The 26328-nt window shown below is 67.4% G+C and carries 26 protein-coding genes; 15 read left to right on the top strand and 11 right to left on the bottom strand.

What is annotated here, in order from left to right:
* Positions 1–43: 43 nt before the first annotated feature.
* Positions 44–274, bottom strand: a complete 231-nt coding sequence (locus ACFVWT_RS20765; protein ID WP_390251222.1) for a helix-turn-helix domain-containing protein — start codon at positions 272–274, stop codon at positions 44–46.
* A complete protein-coding gene (locus ACFVWT_RS20760) occupies positions 274–795 on the bottom strand; it encodes a hypothetical protein (protein ID WP_390251219.1) in 522 nt (173 codons plus the stop codon). Before ACFVWT_RS20760 ends, ACFVWT_RS20765 begins: the two co-directional genes overlap by 1 nt.
* A gap of 119 nt (positions 796–914) precedes the next feature.
* Here ACFVWT_RS20760 and ACFVWT_RS20755 point away from each other — a divergent pair, with 119 nt between their 5' ends.
* Positions 915–1520, top strand: coding sequence for a dihydrofolate reductase family protein (locus tag ACFVWT_RS20755; protein ID WP_390251217.1), 606 nt, complete (start codon positions 915–917; stop codon positions 1518–1520).
* 148 nt (positions 1521–1668) lie between these two features.
* Here ACFVWT_RS20755 and ACFVWT_RS20750 read toward each other — a convergent pair whose 3' ends face one another.
* The gene (locus tag ACFVWT_RS20750; protein ID WP_390251215.1) at positions 1669–2445 is read right to left on the bottom strand and encodes a type 1 glutamine amidotransferase domain-containing protein; all 777 of its coding nucleotides are present in this window, start codon (positions 2443–2445) and stop codon (positions 1669–1671) included.
* Positions 2446–2626: 181 nt separating this feature from the next.
* Between ACFVWT_RS20750 and ACFVWT_RS20745 the strand changes: the two genes are divergently transcribed.
* The 3 genes from ACFVWT_RS20745 (at position 2627) to ACFVWT_RS20735 (ending at position 4412) form a co-directional block, all read left to right on the top strand.
* A complete protein-coding gene (locus ACFVWT_RS20745) occupies positions 2627–3202 on the top strand; it encodes a hypothetical protein (protein WP_390251213.1) in 576 nt (191 codons plus the stop codon).
* Positions 3186–3629, top strand: coding sequence for a hypothetical protein (locus ACFVWT_RS20740; RefSeq protein ID WP_390251211.1), 444 nt, complete (start codon positions 3186–3188; stop codon positions 3627–3629). The genes ACFVWT_RS20745 and ACFVWT_RS20740 overlap by 17 nt, the downstream gene beginning before the upstream one ends.
* Positions 3630–3818: 189 nt before the next feature.
* Entirely contained in the window at positions 3819–4412 is a 594-nt protein-coding gene (locus ACFVWT_RS20735; RefSeq protein ID WP_390251209.1) for an adenylate kinase, read from the top strand.
* Between the two features lie 49 nt (positions 4413–4461).
* On the opposite strand, the gene ACFVWT_RS20730 is transcribed toward ACFVWT_RS20735, so the two are convergent.
* Entirely contained in the window at positions 4462–4806 is a 345-nt protein-coding gene (locus ACFVWT_RS20730; protein WP_390251207.1) for a hypothetical protein, read from the bottom strand.
* Positions 4807–5054: 248 nt separating this feature from the next.
* Here ACFVWT_RS20730 and ACFVWT_RS20725 point away from each other — a divergent pair, with 248 nt between their 5' ends.
* The 4 genes from ACFVWT_RS20725 to ACFVWT_RS20710 all read left to right on the top strand — a co-directional run bounded on the left by ACFVWT_RS20725 (position 5055) and on the right by ACFVWT_RS20710 (position 7765).
* Entirely contained in the window at positions 5055–5252 is a 198-nt protein-coding gene (locus tag ACFVWT_RS20725; RefSeq protein ID WP_390251205.1) for a hypothetical protein, read from the top strand.
* A gap of 212 nt (positions 5253–5464) precedes the next feature.
* Positions 5465–6103, top strand: a complete 639-nt coding sequence (locus ACFVWT_RS20720) for a hypothetical protein (RefSeq protein ID WP_390251203.1) — start codon at positions 5465–5467, stop codon at positions 6101–6103.
* A gap of 125 nt (positions 6104–6228) precedes the next feature.
* On the top strand, positions 6229–7023 hold the full coding sequence (locus ACFVWT_RS20715; protein WP_390251201.1) for a YcnI family protein: 795 nt from the start codon (positions 6229–6231) through the stop codon (positions 7021–7023).
* Between the two features lie 100 nt (positions 7024–7123).
* Complete coding sequence (locus ACFVWT_RS20710; RefSeq protein WP_390251199.1) at positions 7124–7765, top strand: DUF4232 domain-containing protein; 642 nt, start codon at positions 7124–7126, stop codon at positions 7763–7765.
* 22 nt (positions 7766–7787) lie between these two features.
* Here the strand turns inward: ACFVWT_RS20710 and ACFVWT_RS20705 are convergent, their stop codons facing one another.
* Positions 7788–8258, bottom strand: coding sequence for a DUF4383 domain-containing protein (locus ACFVWT_RS20705; RefSeq protein ID WP_390251197.1), 471 nt, complete (start codon positions 8256–8258; stop codon positions 7788–7790).
* A gap of 124 nt (positions 8259–8382) precedes the next feature.
* Here ACFVWT_RS20705 and ACFVWT_RS20700 point away from each other — a divergent pair, with 124 nt between their 5' ends.
* The 3 genes from ACFVWT_RS20700 (at position 8383) to ACFVWT_RS20690 (ending at position 15833) form a co-directional block, all read left to right on the top strand.
* Complete coding sequence (locus tag ACFVWT_RS20700; protein WP_390251195.1) at positions 8383–9885, top strand: FAD-dependent oxidoreductase; 1503 nt, start codon at positions 8383–8385, stop codon at positions 9883–9885.
* 136 nt (positions 9886–10021) lie between these two features.
* Positions 10022–15001 (top strand): ATP-dependent helicase, encoded by a 4980-nt coding sequence (locus ACFVWT_RS20695; protein WP_390251350.1) that lies wholly within the window; start codon positions 10022–10024, stop codon positions 14999–15001.
* On the top strand, positions 14994–15833 hold the full coding sequence (locus ACFVWT_RS20690; RefSeq protein ID WP_390251193.1) for an Fpg/Nei family DNA glycosylase: 840 nt from the start codon (positions 14994–14996) through the stop codon (positions 15831–15833). The genes ACFVWT_RS20695 and ACFVWT_RS20690 overlap by 8 nt, the downstream gene beginning before the upstream one ends.
* Here the strand turns inward: ACFVWT_RS20690 and ACFVWT_RS20685 are convergent.
* Positions 15788–16447 (bottom strand): YitT family protein, encoded by a 660-nt coding sequence (locus ACFVWT_RS20685; RefSeq protein WP_390251191.1) that lies wholly within the window; start codon positions 16445–16447, stop codon positions 15788–15790. The genes ACFVWT_RS20690 and ACFVWT_RS20685 overlap by 46 nt on opposite strands.
* A 61-nt stretch (positions 16448–16508) precedes the next feature.
* On the opposite strand from ACFVWT_RS20685, the gene ACFVWT_RS20680 reads away from it, so the two are divergent.
* Complete coding sequence (locus tag ACFVWT_RS20680; RefSeq protein WP_390251189.1) at positions 16509–17999, top strand: PLP-dependent aminotransferase family protein; 1491 nt, start codon at positions 16509–16511, stop codon at positions 17997–17999.
* Between the two features lie 233 nt (positions 18000–18232).
* Here the strand turns inward: ACFVWT_RS20680 and ACFVWT_RS20675 are convergent, their stop codons facing one another.
* Both ACFVWT_RS20675 and ACFVWT_RS20670 read right to left on the bottom strand, forming a co-directional pair.
* A complete protein-coding gene (locus ACFVWT_RS20675; protein ID WP_390251187.1) occupies positions 18233–18925 on the bottom strand; it encodes an SRPBCC domain-containing protein in 693 nt (230 codons plus the stop codon).
* Positions 18922–19581, bottom strand: a complete 660-nt coding sequence (locus ACFVWT_RS20670; protein ID WP_390251185.1) for a helix-turn-helix domain-containing protein — start codon at positions 19579–19581, stop codon at positions 18922–18924. The genes ACFVWT_RS20675 and ACFVWT_RS20670 overlap by 4 nt, the downstream gene beginning before the upstream one ends.
* Positions 19582–19691: 110 nt before the next feature.
* Here ACFVWT_RS20670 and ACFVWT_RS20665 point away from each other — a divergent pair, with 110 nt between their 5' ends.
* A complete protein-coding gene (locus ACFVWT_RS20665) occupies positions 19692–20654 on the top strand; it encodes an RluA family pseudouridine synthase (RefSeq protein WP_390251348.1) in 963 nt (320 codons plus the stop codon).
* A gap of 63 nt (positions 20655–20717) precedes the next feature.
* Positions 20718–21335: a DedA family protein gene (locus tag ACFVWT_RS20660; protein WP_390251183.1), complete on the top strand. Its 618-nt coding sequence runs from the start codon at positions 20718–20720 to the stop codon at positions 21333–21335.
* Here ACFVWT_RS20660 and ACFVWT_RS20655 read toward each other — a convergent pair.
* The 3 genes from ACFVWT_RS20655 to ACFVWT_RS20645 form a co-directional block, all read right to left on the bottom strand.
* Positions 21332–21637 carry a hypothetical protein gene (locus tag ACFVWT_RS20655; RefSeq protein ID WP_340531566.1) on the bottom strand — a complete coding sequence of 102 codons (306 nt, stop codon included), beginning with the start codon at positions 21635–21637 and terminating at the stop codon, positions 21332–21334. The two genes, ACFVWT_RS20660 and ACFVWT_RS20655, sit on opposite strands and share 4 nt — an antisense overlap.
* A gap of 106 nt (positions 21638–21743) precedes the next feature.
* Entirely contained in the window at positions 21744–24593 is a 2850-nt protein-coding gene (gene ppc, locus ACFVWT_RS20650; RefSeq protein ID WP_390251181.1) for a phosphoenolpyruvate carboxylase, read from the bottom strand.
* Between the two features lie 224 nt (positions 24594–24817).
* The gene (locus ACFVWT_RS20645) at positions 24818–25498 is read right to left on the bottom strand and encodes an NADPH-dependent F420 reductase (RefSeq protein WP_390251179.1); all 681 of its coding nucleotides are present in this window, start codon (positions 25496–25498) and stop codon (positions 24818–24820) included.
* Between the two features lie 197 nt (positions 25499–25695).
* Between ACFVWT_RS20645 and ACFVWT_RS20640 the strand changes: the two genes are divergently transcribed.
* Positions 25696–26322, top strand: coding sequence for a TetR/AcrR family transcriptional regulator (locus tag ACFVWT_RS20640; protein ID WP_390251177.1), 627 nt, complete (start codon positions 25696–25698; stop codon positions 26320–26322).
* Positions 26323–26328: the final 6 nt, after the last annotated feature.

Genomic DNA, 26328 nt, shown 5'->3' with positions numbered 1-26328 from the left:
GCAGAAGCCTGAATGCGGCCCAGCATTGCAGGAAACCACGCCCCTACGAGGGCCTCACTATCAGCAGGTCACCCACCGCACAGTCCAGGACATCACAGATCGCGGTCAGAGTGGAAAAACGGATCGCACGCGCCCGGTCATTCTTCAGCACAGACAGATTGACCAAGCTGACACCCACCCGCTGGCTGAGCTCGGTCAAGGTCATGCCACGGGCCGCGAGCAGCTCGTCGAGCCTGCAATGTATCCGCTGCTCTTCATCTGGTGCGGGAGCCATCAGATCAGCCCGTCCAGTTCCAGCTGCTGACGCCGGCCCGTCTCGAACATGCTCGCGAGAGCGGCAGCGCCGAGTCCAACCGCGATCGGCCACACGTCGAGTTCCATGAGGAAGAAAGCTCCTGTTCCTCGTTCCGGAAGCAACGCAATGCGATCGAGGACCGAGTGATAGGCGATGGCGTCCATGAACGGACCCAGGAGCCCCCAGGTCATCACGGCCAGGCCCGAGATGCCGAGAGTCGCTGCGGACAACAGACCGGCAAGACCACCCAGGAGTCCTGATCCGATCAGCAAAGAGCGTTCGGTCGAAGTGAGGCTGGCCGGCTGCACATCGGCTGTGGCATACGCGGCCTGGAGGACTTGACTGTTGCCCTCACCCAGCGCAGGCGTCACCAGGTTCGTGAGAGGCACCGTCAGAAGCGACGCGCTCCCAAGCCCGGAGTAGACAGCCACGATCGCCGAGACTGCCATTCCGGCAGCTGCGAGTCCGAAAGTAACGACAAACGATAAATACTTCACCATGCCGGCATGGAAGACCGTCACTCCTTCCCAAATGGAGCGGCGATTATGCCGGCACGTGCTACGATCCCCAGAACCCACAGGCGACCGTAAGCAAGTCGCATTCACTCAGGAGGTTCGCGGTGCCGGACACCACCTGCCACATGTCGATCTCGTTGGATGGCTTCGTCGCCGGGCCAAAACAGAGCCGCGAGGACCCGCTGGGCAAGCGGGGGCTGGAGCTGCACCGCTGGCATATCGGCGACCCGCGAGCCAATGATGCCGACAAGGTCGCGAACGAGTGGCTCATGCGCCCGCGGGGCGCGTATGTGATGGGTCGGAACATGTTCGGCCCGATCCGCGGGGACTGGGATGAGGAATGGACCGGGTGGTGGGGAGCTGAACCGCCGTACCACGCGCCGGTGTTCGTGCTGACCCATCACGCACATGACCCGATCCAGATGGACGGGGGGACGACCTTCCACTTCGTCACCGAGGGCTTCGACGCGGCCTACTCCGCAGCCTGCCAGGCTGCCGGGGACAAGGGCGTCGACATCGCTGGCGGGGCCTCGACCGTCCGACAGGCACTGATCGCAGGCGTGATCGACGAGCTCACCCTCGACATCGCACCGGTTCTGCTGGGTTCGGGCGAGCGCATCTTCGACGGGATTGAGTCCTTCGGCTTTGAACCCGCCGAGGTGCTTCACTCACCGCTGGCCACCCACATCCGCTACCGCCGCGTCAGCTAGCTCCGCGTCAGCTAGCTCCGCAGGCGTGGGTGGGCCGTGCAGAGCGGCAAGAGAATAAGTAGGGACCACAAAATATCGCACGGGTGCTGGCAGCAGCGCCCAGCGGCGTGGAGCGGTACGTTCAGCAAGCGGGCTTGAAGCAGGGGCGTTAGTGCTCTGCTTCTGCAGCAGCCTTCTTGGCGTTCTTCTCTGCATCCTTCTCGGCGCGCAGAGCCTCCGCTTCGTGCTGCTCCTCGGCTTTTTCCTGGTGGATGACCTCTGCGAAGAGCTTCTCCATTTCCTTGGCCACGCCGGCGGCTGAGGCGGGGTTCTGGCCGGTGACCAGCCGCTCGTCAACCACCACCTTCTCCTCAAAGACATCAGCGGAGACGTGGGTGGCGCCCTGTTCCTCGAGGCGGTCTGCCAGGAAGAACGGGATGACTTTGTCCTTCCCTGCTGCAACCTCCTCGTCGTTGGTGAAGGCGGCCACCTTGCGGCCCTCGACGAGGCGGAACCCGTTCTCCAATTCCACGTTCAGCAGTCCGGCCGGTCCGTGGCAGACCGCGCCCACCAAACCGCCGGCGTTGTAGACGCTGGCCACCAGGTTCTGCAGGCCTTCGCTGTCCGGGAAGTCCCACATGGTGCCGTGGCCGCCCACAAGATAGACGGCGTCGTACTGGTCGGGATCAACGACGTCGACGCGGGCTGTGTTGTAGAGACCCGCGCGGGTGGTCTCGTCCTCCGTGAAGGCGACCTGGACGGGATCGTTCGAGTCCACCTCGTCGCGCGGGGGCTGGCCGCCTTTGATGGACGCGAAGTCGACGAAATGCCCGGAATCCTTGAAGACTTTCCAGGGATGTGCAGCCTCGGCCACGTTGTAGCCGGTCTTCTCTCCCGTATCGCCGATCTCGGAAACGCTGGTCAGTACCATGAGGATTTTCTTCATGAAGTGTTCCTTTCGTCCAACTTCCACCCTACGCCCAGCCAAATTCCGGGTCATCCTTCCCGTCCGAGGCGGTGGCCGTCGGGGGCCTCATTCTTCGCTAGTGTGAGGGCTACGCGCCCAAACAGCGATCTCCACGGCTCACGGGCCATCGCCCACTTTGTGAGAAGGGACAAACAGACCTTTGGCCGGCACTCAACCCAAACAGCTTCCAGACGTACCCAAATATTGGTACGGGCCCGGAATTGAGGGGTGGAACAACAAGACGATCATCCACGCCTACACCCCGGAAGAGTGGGGCCTCGGAGGCAACCACCCGTCAGGCGGCAACTACCGCGCCAGGACCTTCACAGGGCTTAGCATCGTCACCGTGCTGATGACGATCCCGGCCATCCTGGCCCCGCTGGGTGCAGTTTTCGGGCTCATTGCCCTACTCATATCCTTCCCGGACCCGGGAAACATGGGGATGGGCCTGATAACCATTGTTGGTTCGCTGCTATGTACGGCCCTGTTCACCGGCGGCTGGCTCCTTAGCATCAGGGCACTCCGCGATGAGTGGCGTGCCCGCAAGCTCCGGAAGGCCAAAGGGCTACCAAAGCCTATGTACGCGGTGACCGACGATCAAGCGCGCAGATGGTTCGAGGAGCACCCGGGAACCCTGGCGATCACCCGGGAGAATTTCCCTCACAGCACCCACCCCTTCCCTGGAGAGCCGGGATACCTTGCACCGGAAAGGACCGACCATGGTTTACGACCGTGAGCGGGAGCGGCGCAACGATGCCGTCTACGCAGAGCACAAGAAGGCTGTCGCTGCCGGTGAGAAGCGTGTTCTCCGCACGACCAGCACCGGCGAGCTGCACAGCTACCCAGGTGATGAGATTGGTTTTACGCCCGGCCGCGGCCAAGCCCAGGTCAGCACCTGGTGGGGTATGGGGATTCTCGCGGTCTTTTCGGCCTGCATGTTCATCGTGGGCTGCTGGCTGTTCCAGCGCCCTTTGTGGGAGGGAGCCGGACCTGAATGGGGCGCGTTGTGGATCATCGGCATCTCAGGGTTTTTCACTCCCTATGCATTCAACCTCTCACGCGATGAATACCGCGCTACCCAACTCCGGAAGCGCCGCGGCTCACCGAAACCCGGAACCGGCAACGTCGACATAAATCTCTTGGAGCTGGGACAAAAAGACTGACCTATGAAACCCGCAGCGTGGCGTGAACCCCGCATAAGCGGTCAGCAGGCCACTGACAGGCCGTTTGGTCATCGGGCCGGGTTCGACAGCATCCCCTTCCTGGCTTGAGGCCGTCCCTTGTGCTGCGGCCTCCGGGCGGACACCATAGGGGGGACACCTGTCAACGGCACCCGGGGAGCGGTCTCAACGATGCGAATGCTGATTATGGGCCCTCCGGGGTGCGGCAAAGGAACCCAGGCCGAACGGTTGTCACAGCGCCTCGGCATCAACGGAGTGTCCACCGGCGAGGTCTTCCGCGATCATGTAAAGGACCTGACGCCGCTGGGTCGCGACGTCAAGGCTCACCTGGACGCGGGCAACCTCGTCCCCGACGACCTCACGAACCGCATGGTCCGCGACCGCCTTGCCCAGGCCGATGTCCGGGACGGTTTCCTCTTGGACGGCTATCCGCGCAACACCTCGCAGCTGGCTGAACTCGACATCATGCTTGCCGCCGAGGGACATGCCCTGGACGTCGCACTCCAACTAACGGTTGACAACGCCGAACTTGCCCGCCGCCTGCTTCACCGCGCCACCGTGACCGGTCGCACCGACGATACCGAGGAGGTCATCCGGCACCGCCTTAAGCTCTACTACCGCGAGACGGAGCCGGTGGCCGCGGCCTACTCAGAGCGCGGGATCCTCCTGAGCGTTGAAGGCACCGGCCCCGAGGATAAGGTCTTCGACAGGCTGCTTGCGGCACTCCACGCGTCGTTCCCCGACGCCATGGACGGCCCTCTATAACGCACCGCTGACCATACGGGGCGCCCGGGCCTTGCGGGGCGCCCGGGCCTTACGGCACGTCCGGGCGCTGGTCGCCTTTGTGGCTGCTACCCCGCAGGTTTTCCTGGACCTTGCCAAAGAGATCCTTGATGGTGGACTCCGTGTTGGTCAGCATGTCCGGCTGGACGTACACATTCTGCGTCGGGGGCAGGCTGTAGTGCGATTGCAGCCCGCCGGCCCCGTCAACCCCGTCCAGGGCAATGGTCACTCCGCCCTCCTTCCGGGCAATGGCGCCGATCCTGCCGAACACCAGCGTGAACTCATCCGGCTGGAAGCTGACCGTGTGCCCGACGTGCGTCCGATTAAGCTCTCCGGCCGCAACGGCTTTCTCATTGCCCGTACCTGCGTAGTCCATGGTTATCTCCTCGGGTTGGTGGCTGCTGATGCCAGCAGTCTAGGCCGGGCTCAGGACACGGCAAAGGGACTGCTGGGCGCCTGCACAGTTCATTCCGCCCAGCATCGGCACTTCATCCATTGAACACACCGCCGCCCGGCGGCTTAGATGAGTCATATCGGCGCTGACCACCAGTTGCCGGCACCGGGAATCAAGCAGGCTTCAGGAACGGACAACGGGGACAATACGTGACTTCGCAGAACAAATCGGTGACCAGCACTACAGGCTGGGACGACGTGCAGGTGGGCGACAGCGTGCAGCTGAGCCGCAACGGCCGGATCGAATACACCGGGCAGGTGGACGACCGCACTGCGGACGGTGATGTCGTGTGGATCAAGACCAGCCTTGGCCGCAGGCGGCTCTTCCATGCGGGCGACGGCTACCAGCTGGCGGGGAGCAACTCGTGACGGCGACAACCGACGCAGCGCAGCAGGCCGGCTCCGTCACCACCCACTGCGAGGATGACTGCCACTACTGCTCGGGGCCCGAAACGGACTAGCCGGCCGGCCGCCATTTCCCGGCTAGAATGACAGGGATCCGTCGTCCTGTCCCGCGCCAGCGTTGCGGCCAGGGCGCGCGGAACGAAGCCGGCAACGAACCGACCCCAAGGGAGGACTCCGTGCGCACTCACCACGCCCGGACTCCTTTCCATTCCCTCCGCGCGGCCATGGTCGCCGCGATGATCGTGACCCTTGCAGCAGCAGCCCACGTGGTTGGCGGCGGTGCCCTGCCGGCGCCCGGCATCATGGCGGCGGTCCTGGCCCTCACCGGCATGGCGGCCACTGCGGCCACCCGGCGCAAATTGAATTTCCCCGCGATGGCCGCGCTCCTGGGCACCGGTCAGCTGGTCCTCCATGAGGCTTTCAGCGCCTTCAGCTCCCCGGCAGGAACGGGACCGGCAGGAACGGCGGGGCACCACCCCGCGCCAGCGGCGTTCCCAGGCCTCCCGCTGGACGCCGCCGGCAGCGCGGCCACCCACCTGCACCACTACGAATCAGGCTGGGCTGCCGGCCTGATGCTGGGCGGACACGCCCTGGCCACCCTCGCGTGCGCGCTGCTGCTGGCCAAAGGCGAAGCTGCGCTGTGGTCGCTCGCGGCGTGGCTCCGGCCGCTCGTCCGGCTCCCCCGGGCGACAATGCCCGACGTCGTCGCGGCTCCCGCCGCCGTTGGCTGGCCGGAGGATTCAGCTCCCCTCCCCTGGCGCAACCTCAGGGCTGACAGCCTGCGGGGCCCACCCGCCGCCGTCGTACTTTCCTGACACCCGTCCGGCCCCTGCTGCCCGCTGCTCCGCCGTTCCCGGCGGTCCCCCGCCCGTCGCCGGACACTCCTCCATACTCCTGTGCACCGCCTTTGGCGCGTCGTGCACCTTGAAAGGCACTTCCTTTGAAAAAGTCCTCACCCCTGTCCTTCCGCCGTGCCCTCTCCGCAACGGCAGCCGCCGGCGGCACCGCGGCCCTCATGCTGGCCGGCGTCACGGCTGCCTCAGCGCACGTCGGCGTCACCCCGGACAAGACCGACGCCAACTCCTACGCACTGCTCACCTTCGGGATCCCGCACGGCTGCGACGAATCGGGCACCACCAAGGTGACCATCACGCTGCCCGACGAGCTCAACGACGCCCAGCCCACGGTGAACCCGAACTGGACCGTGGAGAAAGTGGTGGAGCAGCTGCCCGAACCGAAAAAGCTGGCCGACGGCGCCACCATCACCAAGCGGACCAGCAAGATTGTCTACACCGCCAAGGCTCCGCTGAACCCCGAGCTGCGGGACGCCCTGGTGCTCTCGGTCAAGCTCCCCGACGCCGCCGGCAAGACCCTCCATTTCCCCACCCTGCAGAACTGCGAGCAGGGGCAGACGGACTGGTCCGAGATCGCCAAGGACGGCCAGGACCCGCACTCGCTCAAGGCGCCTGCGCCCTCGCTCACCGTCACGGCCGCCGCGGCGGACGCGGCGGACGGACACGGCAGCCATGCGTCGGCGTCGACAGACACCGCGGCAGACACCGCCCAGGCCTCCTCGGTGACGGGCTCCGGCGCGGACGACGGATCCCAGGCACGCAGCTGGGCGGGCCTGGTGGCCGGCGTCGGAGGACTCGCCCTGGGCGGGGTGGCGCTGATGCGCAGCCGGAAACCCGCCGCAGCCGCCGCTTCAGGAACCCCCTCGGAACCCGGAAAGTAGCGCACCGGATTGGTGCCCGGAAATCACAATCCGGGCATCAATCCGCTGCAGCGGTCGTGGCATCGTTGACTCAGGCAACGGCGGGCATAAAGTGTGACCCATGAGGTCTCAGCCAATCAAAAACGGACTTGCCATCGCGACGGCGGTTGCGGCCGCCGCCTTCCTGCTCACCGCATGCGGGCCCAGCCAGCCGCAGCCCCAGGGAACCTCCGCGGGCGCTTCCACTTCCAGCGCCCCGCCCGCCACGTCCACCCCGGCCGGCAGCCAGGCGGCCAGCACTCCGGCGTCGTCCTCGTCCGCGACGTCGCCGTCGTCCGCGGGACCGTCGCGGTGCAAGGCAGCCAACCTGACGGTTTCATCGGATTCCTCAGGTGGCGGCGCCGCCGGCAGCGTCTATTCCAAGCTCATCCTTACCAACTCCGGGACCGAACCCTGCCTTCTGCGGGGCTTCCCGGGAGTGTCCCTCACCGCAGACGCCAACGGCGCCCCCATCGGTGCCCCCGCCCGGCAGGACGGGTCCTCGCCCGTTGCGGACGTCCTGCTTGCTCCGGGGCAGGCCGGAGCCGCGGACATGCGCTACACGCAGGCAGGAAATTACACCGACTGCACGCCTACGGAAGCTGCCGGCTACCGGATCTATCCGCCGGAGGAGACCGCCTCGCTGTTCCTCGCCGAACCCCGGACCGCGTGCAGCAACGATGCGATCGAGCTGCTGACCATCGGGGCATTCCACGCCCGGTAGGGCCTGCCGGGACTCCCCGAACCTACGCCCGGGATTCCCGCAGCTTTGCGGGCGCATCGCGGGAGAACGCAACCCCGAACCCGATCAGCGCCATGCCCAGAAGGAGGTGCAGCCAGTTGTCTGCGCTGTTCACGGGAAGGATGTTCACGGGCGAGTCCATTGCCAGGAACTGCCCGACGGTCCAAAGGACCATGTAGGCGACCCCCGCGCCGATGAGGAAATTCCGGGCCGGCAACGGACGCCGTGACATCAGCACACCTGCCACTCCTGACAGCAAGTGGATGATGTTGTGGAGGACGGACACTTGGAAGACGCCAAGGAGCATGGCCTCCGAGCCGTGTCCGGCAAACGCCAGCGTGCCGTAGTTTGCGGTGATGCCCGGGATGAAACCCAGCACGCCCAGCACAAATACCGCCGCCCCCGCGATAAGTGATGACTTCTGGACGTTCTTCCGCAAACCGAATCGGGCCCTGGCGGCTTCGGATGTTTTCATGGTGCCGCTCCTGTTCCCCGGTCACGCTGCTCATGACATGATAAGTCTACTTATGAACCCCTTCGGAGTCCCCTGCTAACGCCACGGCATGGGTCTTCGGGGACCGGGAAAGGCAGGCAGGACTGTGACCTCGCTTTGGTTGGACCGTAACCACTCCTTCCGCAGCGACCAGTTCCATCCCCGCAGCACGGTTGACACCGTGGTGGCAGGGGCCGGGCTGACCGGGCTGGTGGCCGCTTTGCTGCTGGCCCGGTCCGGCAAGAAAGTGCTGGTTGTCGAAGCCCGGAGCCCGGGCGCCGTCACCACCGGCAACACCACGGCGAAGGTTTCCCTGCTGCAGGGAACCGTGCTGTCGGCATTGCGCCAGCAGTATTCAGAGAAAGTGGTGGGTGCCTACGTCGAGATGAACCGCGAAGGCCAGGCATGGCTGCTCCGGTACCTGGCAGAGCGGAGTGTGCCGTTCCAGCATCGCGATGCCTACACCTACGCCACCTCCACGGACGGAACCGAAACCCTCCGCCTCGAATTGGCCGCTGCCCGGGCCGCCGGGATTGAGGCCGAGTACGTCACCGATCCCGGACTGCCTTTCCTTGTCAAAGGTGCCGTCCGTCTTCGCGGACAGGCCCAGATTCATCCCCTGGAAGTCATCGACGCCCTCGTGGACGACGTCCGCTCGCATGGCGGACAAATCGTCTCCGGCGTGCGGCTGAACGGGCTCCGGGGACTGACGGGGCCGGGGCCGGCGGTAGTCCAGACCGATCACGGCCCCGTTCACGCCCGGGAGGTGGTGCTCGCCACCGGCACGCCGGTCCTGGACCGCGGGCTCTATTTCGCCAAGCTCAAGGCCCTGCGGTCCTATGCGGCGTCATTCGAACTGCCTGGGACAACCGCCGTGCCGGACGGCATGTTCCTTTCGGTTGAGCAGCCGGTCCGTTCCCTGCGCGACTACCCCGGCGACGGCCGCCGGCTGATCCTGGTGGGCGGCAACGGTCACCCTGTGGGCCGCGCCAGGTCAGCGCAGGCCTACCTCGACACCCTGGTTGAATGGACAACGGCCCAGTTCCCGGGGGCCAGCCTCACCCACTCCTGGTCCGCGCAGGACTACCAGGCCACCAACTTGATGCCGTTCTTCGGCAAGCTCCCGCGGGGGCAGGGCCGGGTCTATTTCGCCACTGGCTACAACAAATGGGGCATGACCAACGCCGTGGGTGCGGCACTGGACATCACCGCCGACATCCTCGGCACGCGGCTCCCCTGGGCCAGCATCATCGACCACCGGGTCACGTCCCCGGCCGGGGCCGCCTCCGCGGTCTCCCTTAATGCTGCCGTTGCGGCCACCGTGGCACGGGACTGGGGGCAGGTGGGACTCAAGCGCCTGGATGAGTCGCGCGAGCCACCGCCTGAGGGGGCAGGCCGAGTGACCCGTCGCGGCCGGAAACCCGTAGCCGTGTCCACCGTCGACGGCGTCCGATGCCAACTGTCCGCCGCCTGCACGCATCTGGGCGGAATCGTGCGCTGGAACGACAGCGAAAAGTCCTGGGACTGCCCGCTGCACGGCTCCCGCTTCAGCAGCGACGGCACGGTGTTGGAAGGACCCGCCGTCCGAAATTTGCGTCAGCTTGACTGACCCTGCAGGCGCGGCCAACAGTGTCGGTGCCGTAGGGCATGATGGAGGAATGCAGGGGAAGGAGTCCGCTGGCGGCATGCCGCCAGGCGACAAACCATCAGGAACGCCGGCCGCCGGGCGTGCTTCCGCGCGGACCATGGACCGGTTCAGCCAGGCCACCAGGGAATGGTTCCTCGGCGCGTTTTCCGCACCCACGCCCGCACAAAACGGCGCCTGGAACGCTATTTCGTCCGGGTCCCATGCACTGGTGGTCGCCCCGACGGGCTCCGGCAAAACGCTCGCAGCGTTCCTCTGGGCGCTGGACCGCCTCCAGTCATCCGCTCCCGCCGAGCCGGAAGCCCTGCCGGGCCTGGACCCGGCCGCCAAAGGCAGGAAGCCAAAGACGCCCAAGCGGAAAACCCGCGTCCTGTACATCTCGCCTCTCAAGGCGCTTGGCGTCGACGTCGAACGCAACCTCCGCGCGCCTCTCATCGGCATCACCCAGACAGCAAAGCGGCTGGGACTGCCCGCTCCGCTGATCACGGTGGGCGTCCGTTCGGGAGATACGACGACGGCGGACCGCCGCGCGCTGCTAAGCCACCCGCCGGACATCCTCATCACCACGCCCGAATCCCTCTTCCTGATGCTTACGTCCAAAGCCCGGGAAACCCTGGCCGAGGTGGACACCATCATCGTGGACGAGGTCCACGCCGTCGCCAGCACCAAGCGCGGCGCGCACCTGGCCGTGTCACTGGAACGCCTGGACGCCCTCCTGCCCAAACCGGCGCAGCGGATCGGCCTCTCGGCCACAGTGGAGCCCCGCGAACTCGTGGCACAGTTCCTGGCCGGTTCCGCGCCGGTGGAAATCGTTGCCCCGCCATCAAAAAAGAACTGGGACCTGACAGTTTCCGTGCCGGTGGAGGACATGTCCGATCTTCAGGGCGCCGCCGGCGCCTTCGACTCCGGGCCTGCCTCAGGGCTGCAGCCGCAGGCCTCCATCTGGCCGCATGTGGAAGAGAAGATCGTGGACCTGGTGATGGCCAACCAGTCCACCATCGTGTTCGCCAACTCCCGCCGCCTCGCAGAACGCCTGACCGCGCGCCTCAACGAAATCTACGCCGAACGCCAACTGGTGGCCGCGGGCGGCAGCTGGGGAGAGTTCGGCGCCGGGTCCCCGGACTTTGAGAGGGTGCCGGCCGGCGGGCCGGCGGGCGGCACACCGACGTCCACGGCGACCCCGGCTCACATGATGGCACAGGCCGGGAGTACCGCAGGCGCCGACCCGGTGCTGGCTCGGGCACACCACGGCTCCGTGTCGAAGGACCAGCGGGCGCTGATTGAGGACGACCTCAAGTCGGGCCGGCTGCGGTGCGTTGTTGCCACGTCCTCCCTTGAGCTTGGCATCGATATGGGCGCGGTTGACCTGGTGGTCCAGGTGGAGTCGCCGCCGTCCGTCGCCAGCGGCCTGCAGCGGGTGGGCCGCGCCGGGCACCAGGTGGGCGAGGTGTCGCAGGGTGTGCTGTTCCCCAAGCACCGTGCCGACCTCGTGCATACGGCCATCACCGTGGAACGCATGCTGGGCGGCAAGATCGAACGGCTCAGTGTTCCTGCCAACCCGCTGGACATCCTGGCGCAGCAGACCGTGGCCGCCACGGCGCTGGGCTCCATCGATGTGGAGGAATGGTTCGCCACGGTCCGCCGGTCCGCCCCGTTCGCGTCCCTCCCCCGCTCGGCGTTCGAGGCCACCCTGGACCTGCTGGCAGGCCGCTACCCGTCCGACGAATTCGCTGAGCTCCGGCCCAGGATCATCTGGGACCGCAACGCCGGCACCATCGAAGGCCGCCCCGGGGCGCAGCGGCTGGCCGTGACCTCCGGGGGCACCATCCCGGACCGCGGGCTTTTCGGTGTCTACATCATCGGCACCGAGGTGGAAGGCTCGGCGTCGCCGTCCGCCGACGGAAAGGCCGCCAGCCCCGGCGCCTCCGCCGCCAAGGGCGGCCGCCGCGTGGGTGAACTCGACGAGGAAATGGTCTACGAATCCCGCGTAGGGGACGTCTTCGCCCTGGGCGCGACGAGCTGGAAGATCGAGGACATCACGCACGACCGTGTCCTCGTTTCCCCGGCCTTCGGCCAGCCGGGCAAACTCCCCTTCTGGAAGGGCGATTCGCTGGGCCGGCCCGTGGACCTGGGCCGGGCCCTGGGCGCCTTTGTGCGCGAACTTTCAGCGTCCGACGTCGGCCCTGCCACGGAACGCTGCAAGGCCAGCGGGCTTGATGATTTTGCCGCGAACAACCTGATCCAGTACCTGGCCGAACAGAAGTTGGCCACAGAAGTTGTCCCCAGCGACACCACCCTGGTGGTGGAGCGGTTCCATGACGAACTGGGCGACTGGCGCGTGGTGCTGCACAGCCCCTTCGGCATGCCGGTGCACGCGCCCTGGGCCCTCGCCGTGGGGCAGCGGCTGCACCAGCGCTACGGGATGGACGGCTCCGCGATGGCCGCCGACGACGGCATCGTACTGCGGGTGCCCATGATGGAGGACGAGCCGCCCGGGGCCGAGCTGTTCCTGTTCGACCCGGAGGAACTCGAACAGATCGTGACGGCGGAGGTCGGCGGCAGCGCCCTCTTCGCCTCCCGTTTCCGTGAATGCGCCGCCCGGGCCCTGCTGCTGCCCCGGCAGAACCCGGGAAAGCGCCAGCCCCTGTGGCAGCAGCGCCAGCGCTCCGCGCAGTTGCTGGACGTGGCCCGGAAGTACCCCACGTTCCCGATAGTGCTGGAAACGGTGCGCGAGTGCCTGCAGGACGTTTACGACCTCCCGGCGCTGAAGGACATTGCGGCGTCCATTGAGCGGCGCGAGCTGCGGATCCTGCAGACCACCACGCAGCAGCCGTCGCCGTTCGCCAAGTCCCTGCTCTTCGGCTACGTGGCCCAGTTCCTCTACGAGGGCGACTCGCCGCTCGCCGAGCGCCGGGCAGCCGCACTCGCCCTGGATTCAACGCTGCTCAATGAGCTCCTGGGCCGGGTGGAGCTGCGCGAGCTTCTGGACGCCAAGGTCATTGAAGCCACCGAACGGGAGCTGCAGCGCCTCGCCCCGGACCGGAGGGTGCGCGGCATGGAAGGCGTCGCGGACCTGCTCAGGCTGCTCGGTCCGCTGACCCCGGGGGAAGTGGCCGCGCGGCTGGAACCTGCCGAACCCGTGGTTGAACCTGCCGCGGAGCTTGAGCCTGCCCCGGTGGTTGAGCCTGCCGAAACCCTCCTGGCCGATGCCGTTGCCCACCTTGCCGCCCTGCAACGGGCCAACCGCGCCCTCCGGGTGAACATCGGCGGCGTCGAACGTTTTGCAGCCGTGGAGGATGCGGCCCGCCTGCGTGACGCCATCGGGGTGCCCCTGCCCATGGGTGTGCCCCTGGCGTTCATCGAGCCGGTGGCCGACCCCCTTGGCGACCTTGTCTCCCGCTACGCCCGCACCCACGGGCCCTTCACCGCAACGGAAGCCGCGGCCCGGCTGGGACTCGGCGTCGCCGTCGTCGGCACCGCCCTCAAGCGGCTCGCCGCGGACGGCCGCGTGGTGGAAGGCGAATTCCGCCCGCATGCCACACCGCCCCAGCAGGCGTCCGCGCCCGAAACGACGGAGCCGGGCGGCGCGGATGCCCCTGCGGCGCCCGCCGCCTCCGTCACGCCCCTGGCCGGCACCAGTGAATGGTGCGACGCCGAGGTGCTGCGGAAGCTGCGCCGCCGGTCGCTGGCGGCGCTCCGGGCCGAAGTGGAGCCGGTGGATGCCGGCGCCTACGGACGATTCCTCCCGGCCTGGCAGAACGTCCGGATCCCGGGGCGCGGCCGGGGCCAGTCCGCCCTGCGCGGGCTGGACGGCATCATCACCGCCGTCGACCAGCTCTCCGGCGTGCCCGTTCCGGCGTCGGCGTGGGAACCGCTGGTCCTGGCAAGCCGCGTCAGCGACTACCAGCCGGCGATGCTGGACGAGCTGATGGCCGCAGGCGAGGTCCTCTGGTCCGGCGCCGGTGCGCTGCCCGGCAATGACGGCTGGGTGAGCCTGCACCTCGCGGACTCGGCCGAACTCACGCTGAACCCCGCGCCGGACTACCAGCCCGGGGACGCGCAGCAGCGGCTGCTGGAGCATCTGCAGAACAACGGCGGCGGGTACTTCTTCCGCCAGCTGACCGACATTGCCGGCGGCATGGACTCCGTGCTGAGCGACCAGGACGTGGTGTCCGCTTTGTGGGACCTGGCGTGGGCCGGCCGCATCACCGGCGACACCTTCGCTCCGGTCCGGGCCATGATCGCCGGCGGCCACACGGCGCACCGGCAGGTTGCCCGGGCCCCGCGGGCGCGCGCACCCCGCATGAGCAGGCTGGGACGGGCTCACGGAACGGGCCTGATGGGATCTGCCGGGCTGACCGGCGGACGCTACGGCTCGGTGACCGGCGCCGCCCCTACACCGCCGCTGGCGGCCGGCCGGTGGTCCGCGCTGCCGTTGCCGGAACTGGACCCCACCATCCATGCCCGCGCCACGGCGGAGCTTCTGCTGGACCGCTACGGTGTGGTGACCCGCGGCTCCGTCATGGCGGAGAACATCCTGGGCGGATTCGGCCTGATGTACAAAGTCCTCGCCAGGCTGGAAGAGGCCGGACGATGCCGCCGGGGTTACTTCATCGAGCACCTCGGCGCCGCGCAGTTTGCCGTTCCGGCCACCGTGGACCGGTTGCGGTCCTACTCCGAAGACTCCCAGCTGGCCAAGCCGGAGCCCGTTGCCCTGGCGCTTGCCGCGACGGACCCCGCCAACCCGTACGGTGCGGCTCTGCCCTGGCCCGCGCTGAGTGTCGAAGCCGGCAGCGGCCATCGTCCGGGCAGGAAGGCCGGAGCCCTGGTGGTGATGGTCGACGGCGCGTTGACCCTGTACGTGGAGCGCGGCGGCAAGACGCTGCTCGCATTCGATGAAAACCCGGACGTGCTGGCCGCCGCGGCGGAAGCCCTGGTGGGCGTGGTCAAGCGCGGCGCCGTGGACAAGCTCATCATGGAGAAGGTCAACGGCCACGGCATCCTGGACACTCCCGCTGCCGCTGCCCTGACCCACGCCGGCGCCTATTCGACTCCGAAGGGGCTGAGGATCCGTGCCTGAAGGCGATTCCGTCTGGCGGGCGGCGGCCCAGCTCCACGCCGCTTTGGCCGGGCAGCAGCTCACAGCCTCAGACTTCCGGGTGCCCCGGTTCGCCACCCTGAAGCTGGCGGGCTGGACCGTGGATGAGGTGGTGCCCCGCGGCAAACACCTCCTCATGCGGCTTCGAGGTCCGGCGGAGGAACGGCTGACCATCCACTCCCACTTGAAGATGGAAGGCGCCTGGCAGGTCTATCCGCCCGGCGGCCGGTGGCGGAAGCCGGGGTTCACCGCCCGGTGCGTGCTGCGAACCGCCACGGCAGACGCCGTCGGGTTTTCCCTCGGCATCCTGGAAGTGGTCCGCACAGCTGACGAGGACTCCGTCGTCGGTCATCTCGGGCCGGATCTGCTGGGTCCGGACTGGGACATGGCGGAGGCTGAACGGCGGCTGCTCGCTGCCCCTGACGTTCCCATCGGCGTGGCCCTCCTGGACCAGCGCAACCTCGCCGGCATCGGCAACATCTACCGCTGCGAGGCCTGCTTCCTGTCCGGCATCCATCCCGCGGCACCCGTCTCCGACGTGACGGACCTGCCCGCCATGATGGCTACGGCCAAGCAGCTGCTGGAGGCCAACCTGGGACCGGGGCGCCGCACCACCGTCCTCAACTCGCGCGGAATGCCCGTCGGGCGGATGGCCGGGAGACCTGGGTACTGGGTATACCGCCGCGAGCACCAGCCGTGCCTCAAATGCGGAACGCCCATCCGGCACGGTGTCCTCGCCAAAGGTTCGGGCACCGAAGAGCGGGACGTCTACTTCTGCCCCACCTGCCAGCCGCCGCCGGCAGGAATTTCATGATCGGCGCCTGACTCCAGCGGAAGCGCGACCGGGCGGGCCTCCGGCACCGTGAACCGCGGCAGCAGCAACTGCACCAGCGGACCGATGGCCAGAGCATACACCACCGTGCCCACGCCCACGGATCCGCCCAGCAGCCATCCCGTAGCCAGGACCACGATTTCGATGCCCGTCCGGGACGTCCGCACCGACCACCCCGTCCGCCGCGCCAGGCCGGTCATCAGCCCGTCGCGGGCGCCGGGCCCGAACCGGGCGCCAATGTAGCAGGCCGAGGCGATGCCGTTCAGCAGCACAGCCCCCGCCAGCATGCCGATCTGTCCGCCCAGATGCGAGAACTCAGGAATCAGCGCGAGTCCCACATCCGCGAAAACACCCACCAGCACGGCGTTGCACAAGGTGCCGAAGCCGGGCCACTGCCGCAACGGAATCCAGAGGAGCAGGACGAGGAAGCTCACGATCACCACCACCGCTCCGATGGAGAGCCCGGTCTTCCCGGCCAGGCCTTGATGGAAGACATCCCAGGGGTCAAGGCCAAGGCCGGCACGGATGAACATGGCCAGCGAGATCCCGTACATGGCCAGGCCGGTGAACAGTTGAAGGAGTCTTCGGGTCATCATGGGATTCATCCTCCGCCAGAACTGGCCTTGTAATCCATAGCCAGTTTGAGATACTGGCTACATGTCCGGCTCCCTTAACCCCACTGCCTTGGTGCGCCTCCTGGGCGGATGGCACCGCGGCGCGGGGCCCGCCTACCGTGAGTTGGCCGACGTCGTGCGCCTCCTGATCCTGGACGGACGCGTCCCGCTGGACATGGCACTGCCCAGCGAGCGCGCCCTGGCCGAAACCCTGGGTATCAGCCGGACCACGGTGACAGCTGCCTACGCCAGCCTCCGTGAGCAGGGGTTCCTGAGCAGCCGCCAGGGCAGCCGCGGCAGGACCTGCATTCCCCGCCAGCTGCCCGCGGGCGCGGGGGGTCCGGCAGCCGCCGAGCTGATCAGCCCTAATGCGCTGGCCGGCGCGCCGGGACTGGCAGCGCCGCCGGGCCTGCTCGACCTCGCCTACGCATCCCTGCCGGCCAGCGGCGAAGTGGTGCATCGGGCCTTTGCCGCCGCGCTGACGGAGCTCCCTGCACTGCTTCCGGGGTTCGGCTATGACGCCATCGGCATCGCACCGCTGCGGGAGGCGATCGCTGCGCGGTACACGGCGGCCGGGGCCCCCACCACGGCGGACCAGATCCTGGTGACATCCGGGGCACAGCATGCCCTGAATATCGTGCTCCGGACCCTGGCCGGCCGGCAGGACAAAGTTCTGGTGGACCACCCCACCTACCCGCACGCGCTTGATGCCGTCCGCGCCAGCGGCTGCCGGCCGGTGCCGGTCGTGCTCCCGCACGGGCGCGGCTGGGACGTGGCCGGAATGGAAACCGCCATGATGCAGCAGCGGCCGAAGATGGCCTACGTGGTGCCGGACTTCCATAACCCGACGGGCCGGCTGATGTCCGATGCCCAGCGCCGCCGCCTTGTCCGGGCCGCAGCAGCCGCGGGAACAGTGCTGGTGGTGGACGAGACCCTGCGGGAACTCAATCTCGACGCCATGGACACCTCCCCGATGGCCGCTTTCAGTCCGGCAGTGGTCACCATCGGCTCCCTCAGCAAGTCGCATTGGGCCGGCCTGCGGACCGGCTGGATCCGGGCTGGCAGTTCGCTGATTCAGCGCTTCGCAGCGGCCCGTACCACCATGGACCTGGGCGGTCCCGTGGTGGAACAGCTGGCGGCAGCACACCTGGTCCGGTCGCTCGACGAGCCGCTTCCGGCCCGGCTGGCAGCGCTCCGCGAGAACCGGGCGGCGCTGCTTGAGCTGCTGGGCGGCATACTCCCCGGCTGGGAGCCGGAGCGGCCCGACGGCGGATTGAGCGTCTGGTGCCGGCTCCCCGCACCGATCAGCACCGCACTGACGGTCCTCGGCCCCGACTTCGGCGTGAGGCTGGCAGCCGGCCCGAGGTTCGGCGTTGGCGGGGCTTTCGAGCACTACCTGCGCCTCCCCTTCACGCTTCCGCCTGGGCAATTGGAGACGGCGGTGCGCGCCCTGCGTTCAGCCCAGGACAAGCTCGACGCCGCACCCCGGCTCCGCCGCAGCCTCCGCCGCACGCCCGCCGTCGCCATCGCCTGACCGGGCCGTACCACGGAGCAGGGTCGGCGCCGGACCAGGGCCGCGGGCGGGGTCAGTGCTGGATGCGGTCCGGCAGCAGCCAACCCGGCGCTGCGGACATCAATTCATGACGCGCAAAATGCCTGACGCGCCGGTATTCCGGTAGCGCCAGGCATTTTGCGCGTCGCCAGGCATTTTGCGCGTCGCTGAGCAGGGCGTCCGGACCCGGCCCAGCCGGGCCCTCGGTCCGGGGACTACGCGTAGACCTTCCCCAGGTAGCCGTCCCAGGCCTTGGCCGTAGCCCCTGAATCATCGCGGCCGCTGAAGTCGTGGACGGTCATTCCCACCGGCGCCCCGAAGGCGTTGCGGCCAAAGAACCGGTACATGGTGTCCGCTGTCCGCAGGCCCAGGAAGTTCTCGTTGGAGAAGTCCACCTGCCCCGTGAGCCGCCCCACGCCGTCGAGCTCCACATCAAACGTGTCACCCTGCGACGCGGCGTCCACGCCAAGCGCCTTCTTCAACTGCACGAAGCCGTCCGGCACCTGCGAGGCCGCGGGGCCCTGGATGTCCGTGAAGACCACCGGGCGGCCGTCGAAATACTGCAGGTACTGGCCCAGCGTGTGGAGGTAGAACTCCGTGTGCTTGCTGGCGCCGTCGTACTGCTCGTCCCAGTTGTCCGCGAAGATGCCGCTGTGGACGTAATGCAGCCTTGCCCGGCCGCCGTCGAGCGGTTCCAGGACATGCTCGAGCTGGTTGAACCAGCCGTCCGGTCCGTCCATGCGGGACACCAGGTGGTGGGGATACTCCTCCACGGTCTTGACATCCGGCCACTGGTCAGTGGGGAACATCCACGCTGGAGTGCCCTTGGTGACGGCTTCCCAGACCCGCTCCGGGGTGCCCGGCAGGTCGGTGTCGTAAACAATCTCGAATTTGCGGTTGTCAGTCATTGCCCTGCTCCTGTTCCTTGTTCCCCGAACGGGGTGGTTTTGCGTGGTTCATCGGGTGCCGGTTCCTTGAGTGCCGGCTCCTTGAGTGCCGGATGAAGCGCGACAACGAGCCGGTGCTTCCGCCCGCCCGCGCCGCCGTCGTCGTGGTATTTGTCCACGAGACGGGTGACCGCAACGCCGAGCTCTTCGGCAAAGGCGGCACGGTCTGCTGCGGTGCGGAAGGTGATCTCGCCGTCGATCGCGAACGTCGCGAGTTTCTGCCGCGCGGCCGCCGCCCCTGCGATGAGCTTGCCCACTTCCTGGACCATGCGCCCGGCGAGCGCCAGCAGCCAGAAGGCGGAGAAGCGGTCCGCGAAACGGTGCGGATCCGGCGCCACGGAGGCCAGTGCCGCAGGGGAAATCAAGTACGACGCCGCGGTGGCCTGCAGCACGCGCTCCGTGACGTTGCCCTTGCGCCGCTCCTCCACAAGCTCCACCAGGCCATGCCGCTCCAGCGCTTTGAGGTGGTAGTTCACCTTCTGGCGCGGCAGCCCCACCTTGGCGGCGAGCTGCGTGGCCGAGCCGGGTTCCGCCAGCTCCTGAAGGATGCGGGTCCGGATGGGGTCCAGCGAGGCCTCCGCTGCGGCCGGGTCCTCGATCACTTCGATATCCAACATGGTTTAAGTATCGATACCGACAACTTTATTTGTCAAGAACTTTTTTACCGTCGGTCGCGGGTTTGCCGGAAATGAAGGGGCGCCCCCGCGCAAAGTAGAATGGACCGGTGATGCAATCCCCCCTCCCCGTACGCGACGGCGTGAACGCGACCCGCCTGCGCCTCCCGGACGAGGGGCCGTGGGACACCGCGATGGACTACATGATGCACCGGTGGGGCCACATCGACCCGCAGGGCATCGAGGACCGTTTCGACGCCGGCGAGATCGTGGGCGAGGGCGGCATCCCGCTGGATAGGCGCACCAGGCTCAAGGACCACACCTTCATCTGGTACTACCGCACCCTCCCGCCGGAGACGCGGCTTCCCGTTGAACTCAGCATCCTGCACCAGGACGACCACATCCTTGTGGTGGACAAGCCCCACTTCCTGCCCACCACTCCGGGCGGCACCTACATCCAGGAGTCGGCCCTGGTACGGCTTCGGAACCAGCTGGACCTCCCGGACCTGATCCCCATGCACCGCCTGGACCGGATGACGGCCGGCATCCTCCTGCTCTCCACCAACCCCGGAACCCGCGGCAAGTACCAGGTCCTCTTTGAGAAGCGCCAGGTCCAGAAGGAGTACGAGTGCGTGTCCGCCGCGGAACCGGCCGCCGGGTACCCCGCCGTCGACTTCCCCATGGTGGTCCGGAACCGCATGACCAAGTCCCGCAGCTACCTGCTGGCCGAGGTGGTGGACGGCGAACCCAATGCGGAAACCCGCATTGAACTGATGAAAACGTTCGACGCCGGCACTCACGCAAGTGAACCGACTTCGGCGGGGGCCCCGGAACGGCGGGCGCTGTACCGCCTTGAGCCGCACTCGGGGAAGACCCACCAGCTTAGGGTGCACATGGCATCGCTCGGCCTGGGGATCGTGAACGACGCCTTCTACCCCGAGCTGCTGGACAAGGCACCGGACGACTACACCAAGCCGCTCCAGCTGCTGGCCCGCGGGATCAGTTTTGTAGACCCCATCACCGGGCATCCGGTGGAGTACCGCAGCCGGCTTCGGCTCAGCGAAGCCCCGGCGTAATACCGGCGCAGTCCGGGCCGGGACCGGAAGTCCCGAGACGCGAAAATAAGATACCTTGTGCCCATGGACCTAGCCAACGCTGACACTTGGGGCGCCGCGATCTACTTCTGGATCATCCCCATCGTCCTTGGCGACGCCATCTTCCCGCCCATCCCCTCCGAGATGGTGGTGATCACCGGCGGGGCGCTCGCCGCAGAAGGCCGCGCCAACTTCCTGCTCGTGGGAATCCTTGCCGCGTTGGCGTCGTGGATCGGCGACGTTGTGGTGTTCCAGCTGTTCAAGCGCCGCCTCAGCCATGTCCTGGACCGGTGGCGGTGGGGCCGCAAATTCCACAGCGGCATCCACGCCGCCATCGCGAAAGCGGGCCGTTCCACCACGTACGGCGCCATCATCGGCGTCCGGTTCATCCCGGGCGGGCGACTGGCGACGTCGGCCGCCGCCGGCATTGCCGACGTCACCACCCGGGCGTTCAGCTTTTGTGCCGCATTGGGCGGAGTTCTCTGGGGCACCTGGCTCACGGGGCTCGGTTACTTCACCGGCTCCGCCACCAGGCTGCCGTTCTGGGCGAGCTCGCTGATCGGCGTCGCGGTCGGACTGGTGATCGGCGGCGTGGTGGGCATGATTGTTACCCGCCGCCGCGGCAGCCGGTCCCCCGTGGATGAACCCGGCGATCCCGCTTAGACGGGAGCCCAGCGGCCGCGGCTGCGGCGGAGCACCAGGAGTGCGCCGGTCACCGCCACGCGTTCGACGGCGTCGCGCATCATCGCTGCAGATTCCCGCGCCTGGCTGTTCTCACCGGTGTACTCGGTCGGCTCCACCAGGAAGCGGAGGTTCAGTTCCGGCACTCCGCCGGCGATCTGGAGCTGGTTGGACTCCACATGGTGCCTTGTTCCAAGGGCTTCGACGGCGGCGGCCATCACGGCCTCGGGAGCGTTGCCGGGCTTCAGCCCGGTGATCTTGAGTCTGGTCTGGAACGAAGGCATGGAATCCACCCTAACGTCAGCGCGAACGGGCAGATAACGCCCGCAGATCCTCGTCCGCAGGGCCTTATCTGCCCGTTCGCGCTCACCGCTCCGGAGTCGAGGGGGGCTACCCGGTGTTGCGGAGGCCCGCTGCTACGCCGTTGACCGTGATGAGCATGGCCCGCTGGAGGCGCTCGTCTATCTCGGCCCCGGACATGCTCTCCCCTTCGGAACCTTCCGCTCGCATGCGGCGCATCAGTTCCACCTGGAGGTAACTGATGGGATCGAGGTACTGGTCGCGGATCTCCAGGGAACGCTTGAGGGTGGGCTGCGCGTCGAGGAGCACGTGCTCGCCGGTGAGTTTCTGGATCTCGGCGACGGTGAGGTCGTATTCCTCCCGGATGGCCCGGAACAGGTGGTGCAGCTCTTCGGGGACGAGGGTGGACACGTAGTAGCCGGCAATGTCCATGTCCGTCTTTGCCAGCGTCATTTCCACGTTGGACAGGACCGAGCGGAAGAAGTGCCAGCGGTCCATCATCTCCGTGAGCTGCTCCGTGTTGCCGGCTTCGCGGGCGGCCTTCAGACCGGAGCCGACGCCGAACCAGCCCGGCACGATCTGACGCGACTGCGTCCAGCCGAACACCCACGGGATGGCGCGAAGGCCGCCCAGACCGGCGCCGGAGTCCGGACGCTTGGACGGACGCGAGCCGATGTTGAGGGAGCCGAGCTGTTCCACGGGCGTGGAGGCCATGAAGTACGCCGGCAGGTCCGGATCGTCGATGAGCGAGCGGTAGCGTGCGAACGCGGCATCGGAAATGGTTTCCATGACGTGGCCGTAACGCTCGCGCTGGTCCTCGGATGTACGCGGGGTGCGGTGCAGCGCGGAACCCTGCATGACGGCCGCGAGGGAAAGCTCCAGGTTTTCGCGTGCCAGCTCCGGCAGCGAGTATTTGTCCGAGATGACCTCACCCTGCTCGGTGAACTTGATTTCACCTTCGAGGACGCCGTTCGGCTGGGCCATGATCGCGTCGTACGTGGGTCCGCCGCCACGGCCCACCGAGCCGCCGCGGCCATGGAAGAGCCGGACGCGGACTCCGTGCTTGGCGGCGACGTCGCGCAGCTTCCGCTGGGTCTTGTGGATTTCCCACTGGCTGGTCATCACGCCGGATTCCTTGTTGGAGTCCGAGTAGCCAAGCATGATTTCCTGTACGTCGCCGCGCAGCCGGACGAGTTCCCGGTAGGAGGGATCGGACAGCAGCTGGTCCACGATCTCGGCCGAGGCCCGCAGCTCCTCCACCGTTTCCAGCAGCGGGGCAAAGCCGATCCTGGCGTACGGCGCGTCACCGAAGAGGCTGACGAGCCCTGCTTCGCGGGCCAGCACGGCAGCGGCCAGGACGTCATCGGCGCCGCGGGTCATGGAGATGATGTACGTCTCGATGACGTCCGGGCCGTAGGTCTTCAGGGCGCGGCGGATCTCACGGAAGACGTCGTAGGTGCCGTCTGCGACGCCGTCGAGCTTGATCGGGTGGCCGGACAGCGGACGGCGGGAGCCCAGTTCCGCCCCCAGCACTTCGAGCCGCTCGGCGCGGCTGAGTTCGGAGTAGCGCACACCGGGGCCGCCCAGGCGGTCCATGAGCTGCCCGACCGCGTCGTGGTGGTGGTCGGCGTGCTCGCGGATGTCCAAGGTGGCCAGGTGCAGCCCGAAGGAGGCGATGGCGCGGCGTACCCGCGCGAGTGCACCGTCGGCGGCCAGGCCGGCGTGGTGGTTTCGGAGTGATTTCTCCAGCAGCCCGAGCTCGGCGAGGACGCCGGCGGTTGAGGTGTAGTCCCGGCCGGGCTCGTGCGAGGAGCCGGCCGCCACGCGCTTGGCCGTGTTGAGGAGCTTTGCCTTGATGCAGGTGAGCTTAAGCCGGTAGGGCTCCTGGGCGTTGAGTTCCAGGACCCGGCGGTCCAGGCCCGGGAGGTTCTTGAGGTCCGTAGCGATCGAGTCCAGGAGCTCCTGGTCCGCCCCGGCCAGCGCCGTGGAGTTGGACAGGATGGCGATGAGCTCGTCGATCATGGCAATGCTGATCCGGACGGCATGCTGGTTCTGGATCTGCAGGATCTCTCGGGTGACGCCGGCGGTGACGTTCGGGTTGCCGTCGCGGTCGCCGCCGATCCAGGAGCCGAAGCGGATGGGGGCCTTCTGCGAGGGCAGCGTGACGCCGTGCTCCGCCAGCAATTCGGAGAGGTCCGAGAGCATTTCGGGCATGGCGTCGGTGAGGATGCTGTTCAGGTAGTAGATGGCATTGCGGGCCTCGTCCACGGGGGTGGGCCGGACCTGGCGGAGCTCGTCCGTCTGCCACATCTGGTCGATCACTTCGGCCAGCTGGCGGTCCTGGCGGCGGCGGGCGGAGGTGCCTTCCTCGGTGGAAACTGCCAGGACATCTGACAGCCTACGGATCTTGTCCAGGACGGAGCGCCGGGACGCTTCCGTGGGGTGGGCTGTGAAAATGGGGCGGACATCCAGTTCGTTGACCACTTCCTGGAGCACGGCCGGCCCTGCCTGGCCGGAGATCTCCTCCACGGCTTTGGCCAGCCAGCCGTCCTTTTCCTGCCGGGTCCGCAGGCCACGGACCCGGTGGACCTGCTCGGCGGCGTTGGCCAGGTGGAAGTAGAACGCAAAGGCGCGGACCAGGTCGGTGGCCTGGTCAATGGGCAGGGAGCCGAGCAGTTCGCGGACCTGGGCGACGACGTCGTGCGAGCTCCAGGGACCGGTGGCGTCCGCGCCTCCGCGCGCGGCCTCCTTGGATTCCTTCGTCAGGAGGCGGACCTGCTCCACGAGGTCGAGGAGCTCGGGGCCGTGCTGGCGGACCAGCGATTCGCCCAGCAGCGTGGACACGCGCCGGACGTCCGCCCGGAGCTCGGACGCAAGATCGGTGCTGGCAACGTCAGTGCCTGCGGAATGGGTGCCTGGATTTACTGCAGTGTCAGCCATGGAAACTATCTTTCGAGGGTTCGGACTTGGCTCGTACACTGCGCTGGATACTGTGAGCCGGGTTACGTGTTCCTATGGGATGTTACCCGGCACTGTTGCGGCCTGTGAATTTGTCTCAGATAGTGTTCGCGCCCTTGACGCCGCCGCGACGCCTGTTTTATGAGGCGCCGCGGAGGGTCTGGAAGCTGCCGATGGACCCTGACCGGAGAAAGGGCGTCGGCGGCCTAGCGTGCGATCTTGAAGTTGAAGTTTGCCGTTCCCAGTGCGCCCCAGAGCCGCAGCCAGACCGGCAAGAGCATCTCAGAGCCCCGTGCCGTGGTGATATCACCCAGGTCAATGACGTCCTGGTGCCCGAGGCTCTTGAGGAGCGTGGTCACCTCGGATTTGGCCGCAGCTTCGTTGCCGGAGACAAACACGGAGTGGTCGCCTCCGGCCGCACGCCCGGGGTCGACCATCAGGCTGGCGTTCATCGTATTGAGGGTCTTAACAACCTTCGTTTCCGGGAACGTCCGCTGGATCTGCTCTCCCAGGCTGTCCGTGTTGACCGGGTTAAGCGTAGGGGGCATTCCGTGCGAGAAGTCGAGCGGATTGGCGATATCCACCAGGATCTTCCCGGCAAGGTTTTCCGTTCCAGCCGCGGTGAGGGCGGCAATGGAGCTCGCCCCCTCGGTGGCGTTGACCACCAGCTCGGCACCTGCTGCGACATCGGCGAACGCAGCCAGGTGGACGTGGGGGTGCTCCGGAAGCCACTGGCTGAAGGGCGGTGCACCCATGGCATCCGGCTCCGTGCGTGCAAGCGTGGCCTGCGGATCGCGGGTCCCGATAGCTACTTCATGGCCGAGACCTGCCAACGCCCCGGCCATGGTCCTGCCGACCGTGCCGGTTCCCAGTACTGCAATTTTCATGGCGTCCTCATTCTGGTCTCAATAGTGCGTCTCAATGATGCGTCTCAGTAGTGAGGCGCACGGGTAGACAGGTCCGTCTACTAGTGGCAAAGACGCTATCAGACAGATCTGTCTACGACAAGCAATCATCAAAGGCTTCGAAGGCGGGAAACCCCTAGCGGCAGGCGCAGACAGACTGGTCTGTGTACCATGGAGTCATGACGCCGCCAGCACCCATAGCGCAGGCTGTCCGAACGCCGGCCGGACCAGCCAGGGAGAAGATCCTGGCCACCGCTTTCAGGCTCTTCTACGCCCACGGCCTGCGCGCTGCGGGCATCGACACCATCATCGCGGAATCCGGAATCTCCAAGGCCACGTTCTACAAGTACTTTCCCGCCAAGGACGAACTGATCCTCGCCTATTTGGACAAGGTGGATGCCATCTGGACGGCCCAGCTCCACGCTGCGGCGGAGGCCGCGGGTCCGGACCCTGCGGCGCAGCTGGCCGGGCTGTTCGACGCCCTCGCTTCCGCGTGCCGCCGCGACGGATACCGGGGCTGCGCCTTCATCAACGCCGCCGCCGAGTCAGCGTCCGGGACGCGGGTTCATGAACGCACGGTTGCCCATAAGAAGGCCGTTCTGGCGTGGATGGAGGGGCTGGCCGCCGAGGCAGGCGCCGCGCGACCGGACCGGCTTGCACGAAGCCTCTCGCTGATTCTGGACGGGGGCCTGGCAAGCGGCGTGCTGGACGGCGACCCGGAAGCCGCACAAACAGCCCGGGAGGCTGCCTCACAGCTGATAGCCGCCACCCTGTCCACCCCGAACCAACCAGACCGCGCCCTGTAACCGGGA

Origin of the sequence: Arthrobacter sp. NPDC058288, assembly GCF_042880995.1 — a bacterium.
Lineage (GTDB): Bacteria > Actinomycetota > Actinomycetes > Actinomycetales > Micrococcaceae > Arthrobacter.
This window is presented reverse-complemented; position numbering and strand designations above follow the sequence as displayed.